General features: G+C 35.2%; 8 protein-coding genes and 1 tRNA gene. 6 read left to right on the forward strand and 3 right to left on the reverse strand.

The window, feature by feature from the left end:
• Positions 1–261: 261 nt before the first annotated feature.
• A complete protein-coding gene (locus F6K40_RS12405) occupies positions 262–2373 on the forward strand; it encodes a prolyl oligopeptidase family serine peptidase (protein WP_293136161.1) in 2112 nt (703 codons plus the stop codon).
• Between the two features lie 1081 nt (positions 2374–3454).
• Here F6K40_RS12405 and F6K40_RS12410 read toward each other — a convergent pair.
• Together F6K40_RS12410 and F6K40_RS12415 are read right to left on the reverse strand one after the other, a co-directional pair.
• The gene (locus tag F6K40_RS12410; protein ID WP_293136163.1) at positions 3455–3898 is read right to left on the reverse strand and encodes a hypothetical protein; all 444 of its coding nucleotides are present in this window, start codon (positions 3896–3898) and stop codon (positions 3455–3457) included.
• 396 nt (positions 3899–4294) lie between these two features.
• Positions 4295–4951, reverse strand: a complete 657-nt coding sequence (locus F6K40_RS12415; protein ID WP_293136165.1) for a GNAT family N-acetyltransferase — start codon at positions 4949–4951, stop codon at positions 4295–4297.
• Positions 4952–6082: 1131 nt separating this feature from the next.
• Between F6K40_RS12415 and F6K40_RS41350 the strand changes: the two genes are divergently transcribed.
• The 5 genes from F6K40_RS41350 (at position 6083) to F6K40_RS12435 (ending at position 12726) form a co-directional block, all read left to right on the forward strand.
• Positions 6083–6190 (forward strand): hypothetical protein, encoded by a 108-nt coding sequence (locus F6K40_RS41350; protein ID WP_375340563.1) that lies wholly within the window; start codon positions 6083–6085, stop codon positions 6188–6190.
• A gap of 1048 nt (positions 6191–7238) precedes the next feature.
• Positions 7239–10751, forward strand: coding sequence for a response regulator (locus tag F6K40_RS12420; protein ID WP_293136167.1), 3513 nt, complete (start codon positions 7239–7241; stop codon positions 10749–10751).
• Positions 10752–11371: 620 nt separating this feature from the next.
• Positions 11372–11442: transfer RNA gene (locus F6K40_RS12425), tRNA-Gly, on the forward strand.
• A 66-nt stretch (positions 11443–11508) separates the two neighbouring features.
• Positions 11509–11661, forward strand: a complete 153-nt coding sequence (locus F6K40_RS12430; protein WP_293136169.1) for a hypothetical protein — start codon at positions 11509–11511, stop codon at positions 11659–11661.
• A 747-nt stretch (positions 11662–12408) separates the two neighbouring features.
• Positions 12409–12726: a hypothetical protein gene (locus F6K40_RS12435; protein ID WP_293136172.1), complete on the forward strand. Its 318-nt coding sequence runs from the start codon at positions 12409–12411 to the stop codon at positions 12724–12726.
• Positions 12727–12893: 167 nt separating this feature from the next.
• Here the strand turns inward: F6K40_RS12435 and F6K40_RS12440 are convergent, their stop codons facing one another.
• On the reverse strand, positions 12894–13493 hold the full coding sequence (locus tag F6K40_RS12440; protein ID WP_293136174.1) for a hypothetical protein: 600 nt from the start codon (positions 13491–13493) through the stop codon (positions 12894–12896).
• Positions 13494–13632 lie beyond the last annotated feature (139 nt).

Consider the following 13632-nt stretch of genomic DNA (forward strand, 5'->3'; position numbering starts at 1 on the left):
GTGGGAATGACAAAAATTCCCGAAATATTTGCCATGGAGTAATCGTTTATCTTTTTCCATCTTTCCATCGTTTATCTTTTTCCACCTTTCCACTGTTGAAAATTTTCTAGGCAAGTCTAGAAATTATCCGCAAAATCCCAAAATCTGGAAATTTTCCGACTGTGACAATGACAAAAATTAATCACAAAAGTTAGACAATGTTTACTTGATAAAAATTCAATCAACTTCTAAAATTAGAGAAACAATTCACAAATCAAAAATATGAAATATCCAAAACAACCTCTAACATATCCCATCACTGACAAAACAGACACAGTAGAAAATTATCACGGTGTTCAAGTTCCCGATCCTTATCGATGGTTAGAAAACCCTGACTCAGAAAAAACTCAAGAGTGGGTAAAATCTCAGAATGAAATTACCTTTAATTATCTGGCAGAAATTTCTGAACGAGAAACTATCAAAAAACGACTAACTCAAATCTGGGATTATGAAAAATATAGCGTTCCTTTTAAAGAAGGCGATCGCTACTTCTATTACAAAAATGATGGTTTACAAAATCAAAGTGTTTTATACACTTTACCTACTTTAGATGCTGAACCAAAAGTTTTGATAGATCCTAATAAATTATCAGAAGATGGAACAGTTGCTCTTTCGGGAATTGCTATTAGTAAAGATGGCAAATTAATTGCTTATGGTATTTCTAAAGCTGGTTCAGATTGGCAAGAATGGCGCATCAAAAATATTGAAACTGGAGAAGAGTTGCCGGATGTTTTGCAATGGATTAAATTTTATAGACCAACTTGGAAAAAGGATAATCAGGGTCTGTTTTATAGTCGTTATGAACAACCAAAAGAAGGGGAGTTAAAAGAGACTAACTATTTACATAAGGTTTACTATCATAGTTTAGGTACTTCTCAAGATGATGATGTACTAATTTATGAAAAACCTGACAAAAAAGAATGGAGTTTTAATTGTTATGTTACAGAAGATGGCAAATATTTGATTTTGACAGTTTGGCAAAGTACAGACCGCAAAAATTTGGTTTTTTATCAGGATTTAACTATCCAAAATCCGCCAATAGTAGAATTAATTAGTGAGTTTGAAGCTGAATATCGTCTGATTGATAATGATGATAATATCTTTTGGTTTGTCACAGATTTTGATGCTCCGAAAAGACGAGTTATTGCTATTGATATTAATAACCCCCCATCTGCTTCTTTAGTAACAGGAGAAAATCAAGATAAATGGCAAGAAATTATTCCCGAAACAACAGATACATTGCAAGGAGTAGGCACACTGAATAATCAGTTTGTTGCTTTCTATTTAAAAGATGCTCATACTCAGATAAAAATATTTAATCTTGATGGTTCCGTCGTCAGAAATGTAGAATTACCTGGCATTGGTTCAGTGGGTGGTTTTTATGGCAAACGTCACTACACAACCACGTTTTATAGTTATGTTAGTTTCACAACTCCGTCAACTATTTATCAATACGATATGGTGAGTGGTGAAAGTAAAATTTATCGCCAACCAAATGTATATTTTAATCCCGATGAATTTGAAACAAAGCAAATTTTTTATAGTAGTAAGGATGGTACAAGTATCCCCATATTTATTACTCATAAAAAAGGTGTCAAACTAGATGGCAATAATCCAACTATTCTTTATGGATATGGAGGATTTAATGTTTCTATCACTCCCAATTTTTCTATCAGTAGATTAGTCTGGTTAGAGATGGGAGGAATTTATGCAATAGCCAATATTCGTGGAGGAGGAGAATATGGTGAAGAGTGGCATAAAGCAGGAACAAAACAACAGAAACAAAATGTATTTGATGACTTTATTAGTGCTGCTGAATGGTTAATAGAAAATAACTGGACTTGCTCAAAAAAATTAGCTATTACTGGCGCAAGTAATGGCGGTTTATTAGTAGGTGCTTGTATAACTCAAAGACCAGAATTATTTGGTGCAGCTTTACCTGCAGTAGGAGTAATGGATATGTTACGTTTCCCTAAATTTACTATTGGTTGGGCGTGGGTTGGTGATTATGGTTCTCCAGATAATCTAGAAGAATTTAAAGCTTTATATGCTTATTCTCCTCTACATAATTTAAAGCCAGAAATATCTTATCCTGCCACTTTAGTTACTACTGCTGACCATGACGATCGGGTTGTTCCAGCTCATAGTTTTAAGTTTATTTCTGCTTTACAAGAAGTTCATATAGGAGATAATCCAGTATTAATTAGAATTGAAACTAAAGCAGGTCATGGAGCAGGAAAACCTACTACGAAAATAATTGAAGAAATTACAGATGAATTTGCTTTTTTGCTAAGAAATTTTGAGATAGAATTGCCTGAAAATTTTGGTAATTAATTTAAGTAAATAGCTATTAGCGGTCAGCTCTCAGCTTTCATGTTTTTAATGAATAAAGCAACTATCATTTTAACTTCTACTAGATTTAATTTTCTTTCTTAGAGACTAATTTATTCTTCCATAATAATGAAGTTAATTACTCATAGCTGAGAGCTGACTGCTGAATGCTAAATACTTACTTTAGCAGGTCATGGAGCCGGAAAACTTACTACGAAAATAATTGAATAAATTACAGATGAATTTGCTTTTTTGCTGAGAAATTTTGAAATAGAATTGCCTGAAAATTTTGGTAATTAATTTAAGTAAATAACTATTAGCAGTTAGCTCTCAGCTCTCAGGTTTTTAATAAATAAAGCAACTACCCTTTTAACTTCTACTAAATTTAATTTTCTTTCTTGGAGACAATTTATTCTTCCATAATAATGAAGTTAATTACTCATAGCTGAGAGCTGACTGCTGAATGCTAAATACTTACTTTAGCAGGTCATGGAGCCGGAAAACTTACTACGAAAATAATTGAATAAATTACAGATGAATTTGCTTTTTTGCTGAGAAACTTTGAAATAGAATTGCCTGAAAATTTTGGTAATTAATTTAAGTAAATAACTATTAGCAGTTAGCTCTCAGCTCTCAGGTTTTTAATAAATAAAGCAGCTACCCTTTTAACTTCTACTAAATTTAATTTTCTTTCTTGGAGACAATTTATTCTTCTATAATAATGAAGTTAATTACTCATAGATCAGAGCTGACTGCTGAATGCTAAATACTTACTTTTGCAGGTCATCGAGCCGAAAAATTTACTACGAAAATAATTGAATAAATTATAGATAAATTTGCTTTTTTGTTGAGAAACCTTGAAATATAATTTCCAGAATATTTTGCTAATTAATCTAAGTATAATTCAGTAATATATGAAGCTTTTGAGACTTTTGAAAAATTCAGGTAAAATGTAAAGTTTAATTCCTAACTATAAACCTTGAGAACTTAATTGCTGATAGCTAAGTGTTGAGTGGTACTCTAATCCAGTAATAATTTAGGGTCTGCCAGTTGCCAGTAACTGACACACCCTAAAGCCTATTTATTATACTCCACAAATACCCCTTTCTACGTTCCAGTTATTATCAACTGCTACTGATATTTCCGAACCAGGTTTGACATTACCTTTTGATGTATCGATAAGAACGACATCTGCTGCTCCTAAATAAGCACCTCGGTAAATTGGTTCACCTTGCTCATTTACAGTATCGTAGGTTAATTCCGAAACTACAGGGGGTAAATCTGGAGAACGATCAAACCGGACTTGAGTAAACGATCCATCTAGATAGGTTGCTGTATAAGGATTGCCCACACCGTCCAATCCATCACAGTATAAAACCATTGCTGCATGGGCGAAAGGTAGTGGCAGAAAAATTGTACCAACAAAAAGTAAGACAAATGTTGCGACTAATGTAGCTACTAACTTAGATATTTGTTGTGGGAACTTATGCCACACACTGCTGAAAAACTCAGTCGTAAAACTTTTCATGTTTTTTCTTCGTTGAAGGACTCAATAAATAGTTAATGTTGATAACAATACCAAAAAATTACTCTTTCTCAAAAAGAAAACAAAATAATTTATCTAAATTTATAGTTAGTTAATTATTGTTCTGCTGATTAAATCTCAAAGCACTGACATACAAAAGTTTTATGGTTTTTATAGTCTAACAAAGTGCTTGGTTTTCAGTTGAAAATTCTCAAAAAGTTAGCATATAAAGACAAGAGTTGAGCAAAAAAAATTACTCCCCCACTGCTTAAAAAATAATTTTTCAGCAAACCTTAATTAAGCCCAAATTTTGTTTGGCAAAAAGCTGACTTTAAAGAATACTAAGATGCCATTTTTTTCATCTAATTGTCAACACCTAAATAACTTAGTTCTTAAGAATTAAGTTTTACCTGAAAAAGATTTACGCAAAAGTAACTTTCGGGGTTGCCCAAATAATAGAGAACCGAAAGTCCACTCAACTTCTTGTAATCTGTAACCAGCTTTATGATAAAGTCTCCGGGCACTATAATTATTTTCTAATACATGAAGGTATAGGTCACCAAACCCCCATTCTAATACTCTATGTTCACAAAAATTTAATAATTGTTGAGCAATTCCTAATCGTCGATAATCAGCATCAACTGCCAAATTTGACAAATAAGCATACTCAAAATTATCCAACTGCCAAGGATTCAGAAATAGAAGTCCATTTTGCTGCAGCGAGCGTACACTAATTTCTACAGTTCCCACCAAATCCTGGCCTTCAATAGTAGATAAATTCTCAGTAGACTTACTATCTTTGATAACCATAGCAATAATACATAAATAATGCTCACCTTTAGAACGAATACGATTTCGTAAATCTTCATAAATACTTAGTCGTAAAAAAGGATAAACATAGCTCATAATTCCTTCACGAGAATGAAAACTATTGGTCAAGATTTCGGAAATACTCTTGAGATCCTGTGGTTTAGCAATACGGATTGAAAAGTAAAATTGATTAGATTTTTCGACTTGAGGTTTAACAGACTTTGAGAAAAAAAAGAAAGGGTTCACAATATACTCACAAGCTATATATATATAAATATCTATAATGAAGTACCCAATGCCATTCCTAACTGGAAGATACCGAAAAACACTATTGAGCAAGGGGTTTGCTGCCTCATTTATTAAAAATTAATTGCCTCTACCAAGTTATATCATGTCGGTATAAGAGGGCGATAGAACTTCGTTCTGAGGTGCGCGACCGAAAAAACTTTCTATTCCTTCCCCTCTTCTCCTTCTTGACTGTAGGTTGCCAAGGAGACATCCGCTACCTAACTCCTCCCTAATTATTTATGACTGTTCATCCGGACATGATATTATATCCTGCTTTAATATTACATTTTATTCAGAGACTCTAACACAACTTCTTGAAACAAAATTGACTTAAATTTATCTTCAATTATATCTGTTCTGTGAATTTTAGGAATTGTTTCACCTATCTTAGAAAATTTAATTAATGAATCACAGAATTGAAAATTATCTAGATAAATTGTGGATTTATTCTGATATTTACATTAAAAATTGAGAGTTATAAATATATCGGTAAAAAAGTTTTGAAAAGGGGTATCTAGATTTTTTTAAAATGGCTGTTACTTTTGAATATATACTTTTATTAGCTAAGATAACTATTTTAATTTAAGTCATTGGTTACTGCATTTTTCTAAATGAAGTTTTTACTAATCTGTCGATATATTGGATTCAAAAAATTGAAAAAATGGCAATATTCAAATATTGAATAGCCAAACTGTTTTAAGAGAGGGATGTGTTTTCCTGTATTTTGGTATAACATCATTTTTTAAAATGTGAATATTTCTCCGAGATGATATAGCAATCATCCGCATATTCGTGGCAAAAATAAAGCATAATTTTTGGCAATAGGGAATAAGCAATGGGCAATGGGCAATGGGTAAGAGTTTTGGAGTTTATTTCTAGTCTATGTGAATTGTTACGACCTATTTAGGATTGCTATATACTGTCTATTAGTATATATAATATGGATATATTTTCAGGTTAATATGGGTTTAAAGTTTATTTATAAAAAAATTATATATCAATTATATTTTGGTGTTAGTAACTAAAAATAGAAGAAAATTATTGACGGATGAAATGTTTATTTTTATTGAATAAACGATTTTTAAGACTATAGAAAATAAAAAATGTGAGCTGATAAAATTTAATAGTGAAACTGACTATGTTTATATACTATTTCATTACCTACAACAACACCATTTAAGTAAGTTAATCAACTAAATTAAGACAGGAACTCGCATAATTTTTTCTGACACTCTTCCTGATCTTTACGGAGCATTTTTCAGAAAAGGAAACTACAAAAAATTTATTGGAAAAAAAGTGCTTTGGAATAACAATTATTATGTGTGTGGCTGTGATGGTGTTACTGTTGAGAAGCCGAAGTAATACATTAAAAACTAAGATTGTTATAAATGATGATGTAAGTTGGTATTCTTATAGGACTCCTTTCCTGTTGTGCAGGGTTTCATGCCGGCAATAGTCGAAAACTCACCTAAGAACACAGGTCTTCTGCTAAAATTAAGATTAAAGCCTAGAATAGATTTAAAGTTAAAACCAACAGATGATGTTAAGAAATTATCTGACAAATTTGACTATACTAAATCAAGGGATAGTTGAAAACAAAAAAAGGCCACTAACAAATTAGTATATGCAATATGCAGGAAGAGGAATATGTATAAAAAGATAAAAAATTCATAAAATCTAGAAAATTTGACTGAATTTTATGTTCTAAACAGAAACAGTTTTTGTTTTAAATAAAAAAACTATTAGAAAATTTTCAAGAATTGAATCCTGGGAATAAATACTTATGTATACATAATTATGAACTTAATAGACTGAAGTTTTAATAATAACTATTACCATTAAAATAGCCTTTTTACTGGGGTTTGTAACTGTTGACTAAAATCTGGTATTATCTATAAAAATCTGGAATTATCTGTTTTATGTTACTTGGATTCACGCGCTGAACTAAAACCAAATAACCAACAAAAAACATTACTAGCTAAACACGCGCTTTGTAGCCCGTCACGCTTGGAATTGGGGATTATGGTTAACTAGAAATATCCTCACTCACAATTCTAATAATCCTGATGGTAAACTTAAATTTCCGACGGCAAATATCACAGTGAAGAAATAGGCTTCTTGGTTGATTAAATAGGTATAAAAAGACCTTCTTAATCAGTCTCGAAGCCGAATGGAGTAATATTTATAACTGTGCCTAAATCAGCACATCATATCATAACTGCCCTGAAAGCACGGAGAGCGGTGCATGAGTTTGAGACAAAAAAAACCCAAACCGAAAATTTTGGTTGTCGATGACGAACCAGATAATTTAGACCTTCTTTACCGCGCCTTTTTCCGAGACTACAAAGTGCTGCGAGCCGAAAGTGGACCAGAAGCGCTGGAAACTCTAGAAAAATCTGGGGAAGTAGCTGTAATTATTTCAGACCAGCGAATGCCCAAAATGAGTGGTACAGAACTCTTAAGCATTGCTGCTGACCAATATCCTAATACTATTAGGATTATTTTGACTGGCTATACAGACGTAGAAGACTTAGTAGGAGCTATCAACTCTGGTAAAGTCTTTAAATATGTGACTAAACCTTGGGATGATGGGGAACTCAAAGCACTGGTAAAGCAGGCAGTTGACACCCACAATGTCCTCAAATCCCACACTGAAGAACTACGTCGTGCCCTTCAGCAAGAATCTCTCCTATACGCAGTTACCAATACTATTCGCTCGGCCCCCAATTATCGGGAGATGTTCCAGAGGATAGTAGAAAGTATTGGTCAAATGTTTGAAGTGAGTTTAGCGATCTGTTGTCCTTTCCAAGATAGCCATGGAGAAGACGAATGGTTTGTTATTTACCAGAATCAAGAAGATAATTCTGAAGAAGGAGCTAATAAGGATCTGCCTAAAATATCAGAAGAAATTTGGCCTCATATTATTTGGGAAACAACTGATGTAGAAATTATTTCAGATATCCAAAATCACGAAAGACTAAAGGGAGAGAGCTTAGAACTTGAACAACGTAGAAAAGCTTACCTAGCAGCGAATATCTGTTCTAGTCTAATTGTGCCTCTATTTTCCCGGTCAGACTTAATGGCAGTTTTAGCACTGCACCAGTGTGGGGAATACCGAAACTGGGAAGACTATGAAGTTCAACTCTTAATTACAGTTGCCGATCAAGCTGCTCTAGCTCTATCTCAAGCTCGTGCTTATGAACAACTCAGAAGTCTTGCCCAACGAGAAAGTCTGGTCAATACCATCACCACTGCCATTCGCTCTAGTCTGAATCCTCAAGATATTTTTGCTGCCATCACTCAGCAGTTAGGACAAGCATTGCAAGTAGATGGTTGCGTTCTCTCATTGTGGACGGAAAAGGATGAATATGTTCACTGTGTAGGATTATATGATACTAAAGGTCAATCCTCTGTTAGTTCTAGTGAAACCAATCCTCTGTCAGATAGATATGGGAGCAAAACCCAAATATCTAATGATGAGGAGTTATTAGCTCCAATAAATTTACCTCAGTCAGTTGTTCCTATTACTAGCAATCCTGTTTTAAGAGAATTGCTACAAACAAAAAAAACGGTAGCAATTAGCGATCTGAATCAAAATAGAGAATTTGATGAATCTGAACTGCCGTTACGCTTTTATGCTCGTGCTTTGATGGTAGTCCCTCTAACCGTTGATGGTCAAATTATTGGCAGTATTTCTCTGCGCCACAATTCTTCTGAACGGGAATGGCAAGCTTCTGAAATTGAACTAGCTGAGGTAGTAGCTTCCCAAGCAGCGATCGCCGTGCAACAATCCCGTCTTTATGAAACCACCAAAGAACAAGCAGAAAGACTACTCGAAGCAGATCGCCTCAAAACAGAATTTTTCCAGAATATCTCCCATGAGTTTCGTACTCCTCTGACTTTAATGATTGGATTATTAGAGGAAGCAGTTAACTTCAAACAAGATTTACCTGTAGAACCTGCTACGATCGCGCTACGTAATTCTCGTCGTCTTTTGAGATTAGTGAATCAATTACTAGATTTGCAAAGACTTGATGCAGGACGAATGCAGCCTAGTTTTCGCCCTTGTAGTCTTATTGCTTTATGTGGTAATATAGTCGAATCATTTGCTCCCTACTGCCAGAAAAAAGAAATCAACCTAGTTACAAACTTTTGTGATGATTGCCAACCAGTATATTTAGATATAGAAAAATTTGATAAGGTGATCTACAATTTACTCTCAAATGCTATGAAATTTACTCCTGCTGGAGGTAAGATTACGATTTCAGTTGAGTCTGGTGGAGAGCATTGTTTATTGCAGGTAGAGGATACTGGTATTGGTATTCGTCAAGAACAAATCCCCTTTTTATTTGAACGATTTCGGCAAGCAGAAGGTTCGGCAAATCGTTCTTATGAAGGCAGTGGTTTAGGTTTAGCTTTAGTTAAAGAATTAGTAGAACTTCATGGTGGTCAAATAAGTGTAGAATCAGTTTATGGTAGAGGTACTACTTTTAAAGTTTTGCTGCTAACAGGAAGTACCCATTTACCTGTGGGACAAGTATCAGAAGTACCTGCTGAATTTGATGCGACTAAGTTAGCTGTTGAGTTGGCGGACGTAGAAGCAGAATTACAAGAAGCAGAGGAATTACAAGCTGTAGATAAACAAGAAAATCTTCCTACAGTTAATAGTGATGATCTGGCAGTAGGTACTATTTTGGTGGTAGACGATAATCCAGATTTGAGAAACTATGTGTCAAGAATTCTGCGAAAATCTAATTTGAATGTAGTGTTAGCTAGGGATGGAGCTGAGGGATTTGAAGTTGCACAAATTCATCATCCTGATGTAATCATAACTGATTTAATGATGCCAGTTGTGTCTGGTTTGGATTTAATCAAAATGATTAGAGAAGAACAACAATTGCGTGGTACGCCAATTATTTTGTTAACCGCTAAAGCAGATGAAGATACTAGAATTGAAGGTGTGGAAAGAGGAGCAGATGCTTATTTGTCGAAACCGTTTAACGATCGAGAATTGTTAGCAGAAGTCAGAAATTTTTTGGTTTTGAAAGAGAATGAGCGACAGGTGCAAGAGTTGAATTCTTACTTGACGGAATCAGTTTTAAGGCGATTTTTACCACCGGAAATGGTACAACGAGCAGCAGAAGGAAAATTGGCTTTGGATTTGACACCAGAACCAAGGTTGGTAACAGTTTTATTTAGTGATATTGTGGGTTTTACTCGGATGTCGAATATTTTGCAGTCATCTCGGATCGCAGAACTATTAAATGAATATTTGGCAGAAATGACTAGAGCTATTTTTGCTAATGGTGGTACTGTGGATAAGTTTGTGGGGGATGCTGTGATGGCAATTTATGGTTCGCCTGAAGAATTGACTGCACAAGAGCAAGTGCGACGAGCTGTAGCTTCAGCTCAGGCAATGTTGGAAGCTTTAGATAAGTTGAATGAGCGTTGGCAACGTCTGGGATTGATTGGAGACAATGGGGTGCCTCCCGTGAGGTTTCGTTGTGGAATTCATCAAGGAAATGCTGTGGTGGGGATGTTTGGTGGGCCAGAGCGGTCTGATTATACAGCTATTGGTCCATCAGTAAATATTGCAGCCCGTTTACAAGAGGCCGCAGAGCCGAATACAATTTTGGTATCAGCCATAGTGGCCCAGTATTTGGATAGTCAGATGGTGAAAAATCATGGCTATTTGAAGCTAAAAGGCATAGATGAAGATATTTTGGGCTTTGTGGTGAGTCGAAGTCCCATAAGTTGAAGAAGGAGACAGGAGACAGGAGACAGGAGGCAGGAGGCAGGAGACAGGAGATGGGAGGCAGGAGGCAGGAGGCAGGAGACAGGAGATAGGAGACAGGAGATGGGAGACAGGAGACAGGAGACATAATCAATGTTCGTGGAGATTTTACCGAAACAATTAAACAATTAAATAATTAGATAATTCAGGTTTAAAGCCTCCCCAATAAAGGGGAAGAAAATAAATTTTTTCCTTTTTGGTCAATCCTCTCCCTAAAAGGGAGAGGTAATTATATCAAATCCGTTTAATTGAACATAAAAAAAATTTCCTATCTTCATAACTATGCTCATCTTTACAATTCTTTCTCCTCCTGACTCCAGTATCGAGTCTCCTGTCTCCTCCTGAGTTAAGCAATCTATAACTGTTTAACCGGATTTGATATTGTCCATTATCCATTATCCATTATTGAAGCGTTACCTAGGGTTTGCTGAAAAAGTCTTATGGGTGAGGGCAGGAGTCAGGAGTCATAAGTTAGGTAACTCCTGACTTCTAGCCGCAGGCTTGTTAAGATTGATAAGGCCAAAATATTTTTTTTCTGATTTAGTTGCAATTTTGAGAAAGTGTGCTATATTAAATAAATATACGCGGGTATAGTTTAGTGGTAAAACCTTAGCCTTCCAAGCTAATGATGGGGGTTCGATTCCCCCTACCCGCTTTTTAGTTAAGCCGTTACTCCTCAAGTGTTTTAGCTCCTTACCTGACGATGAATTAAATCCAGAAAGTGTATCAAAAGTGTATCAAAAGTGTATCAGGTAATTACCTCGCAGGTAAAGAGTCAATGGCCACTACTCATGGCAACGAAAATTATGGGTTTCAAGGGTATGGAAAGGCTGAAGCTCTTATCGATGATGGATTTGACGGGTATGACGGGTAACTCGACATCTTTATATATATTTTTCTTAAATATTTTTCCTCCTCTTTGATTTATTTCTATTTTTATAGATTTAAAAACCCTACATACCCATCAAATCCATCATAGGCAATGGTTGTAGCCGTCACACACCTGTCAAACCTATCATTCTCGTTACTCAGTAGAAACTGAAAAACAATTTACCACCACTAATGTCAGGCCCGCTTGAGGTAAGCCCGCAATGAATGAAGTCCAGAAAAAAATGCCAGCATCCTAACGGGCCGGGAGAGGAGGCCACCTAGGACGCTGGCGATAGTTAAATACTGATTACAAAAATGAGAGAGCGATCGCTCCTACTTAGTTTCCAGGTAAAAGCAGGGATGCGATCGCTCGTTGTAAAAGAAAAAAATCAGAGCCACCCTTGCTGGAGATTGGTCAAAAAAGTTAAAATATAAACAGATATCTAATAGTGGCTAGATTCTAGTGGCTCAGTAGTAAGCGCTAGAGGTTATCTGTTGCCTCACGATGGGGGATGAGGTAATTAGGCAAAAGCCTTTTTCCTCCATCAAGATTTTGAAAAAGTTTAAAAATTCCTGCTATTGGGACGTTTCACCGTCACGACACAGCCAATAGTTGACATTTTTTCTAGACGTTGCTAAATTTGTTATACAACTCATCACAAGGCTTTTTTAAACGAAAAAGATAGGTTCTAGCAAAACCTACCTTTTTCTGGCCCAAGAGTTGCGAACACCAACTTAAAGGTTAATAATTATGGTACTTCAATCAGTACAGGCACGTCAAGTAAAACGCGCCAAATCTTGCTGTTCAAACTTCCCCTCCGACTTCCCCACACCAGAATATAAATTTGGGGACTTAGTAAAAATAGCAAACACCGACAACAAAGGAACAGTAGTAGGAATGGTTTGTTGTCGGTATGGCTCAGAATCTCGCTGGCAATATCTTCTAGATATAACCATAGACTCACCAGACTACTGGAATTTACAAGGCCATCTAGTTTGGTTTAATGATGAAGATGATAGTCCGTCTCCCGACCGGTACGAAGAGTGGAAATTAATACCCACTGATTAGCGATCGCCCCTAAATATCTAAAAATAAATCTCGTCCCCAAACAAATCCTGGAGTGACGAGATTTTTTCATAACTAGATATTTCATTACTGACTACTTTTGACAGAATAATTGATGATAAGCTATGGGTAAAGACCCAGGCTTAAATCACAGAAAAAAAGGCTCTTAATTATGAAGTTGTTTCTGGTGTCTTTATAGCTTGAGAAATTAGAATTATCCCTTGGTTAGTTAATTGCCCATATTTATTTTTATGGTGAAAACGATTACCTTTTAAAATAGCAGCTACATCAACACATCGGGCAAATTCTTTAACAATGTCGGCATAAATCTTGGGTATATTCTCTAGAATTTTCATTTCATACCAATATAAAGCTATAGGTAAAATCCAAATTTTTTCAGATAATCCATAAAGATATTTGAGTCTGTCTTTCCAATAATTCCATAATAGTAAAGATTCTTTTTCATCCTTAATGAAATTGCGCCAATCGACTTTAGAATAGAATCCATTATCTTTTTTTTCAAAGGATATACACTCTTCAGGATTTGCATATTTAGACCGAATTTCTGTGATTTTTTTCAACCCCGCTAATGGATAGCTCGGACTTATATAAATCCTGTCGTAATAACCCTCAGTTATCAGTTTCTCTACCTCATCATCAAGTTGAGAACTACAAATAGGAAGCCCGGGAATTCCTGATGAATAGGCTGAGAAAATATCATTAGCATGAGTATCACCAATTACGGCATTTCTATGTATAGAATCACTCATTTTTTAATATCCTAAAAGTAAAAAGTTTTGGTTTCACTGTCATATTTAATTACCACACTCTTCCATCCTTCATTCTCAATTTTAACTGAGAAAAAACCTCCCATGGCTAGAAAATGAGGCCTCAATAAAATAGTATCTG

The sequence above is a fragment of the Okeania sp. SIO3I5 genome (genome assembly GCF_010672085.1).
Lineage (GTDB): Bacteria > Cyanobacteriota > Cyanobacteriia > Cyanobacteriales > Microcoleaceae > Trichodesmium.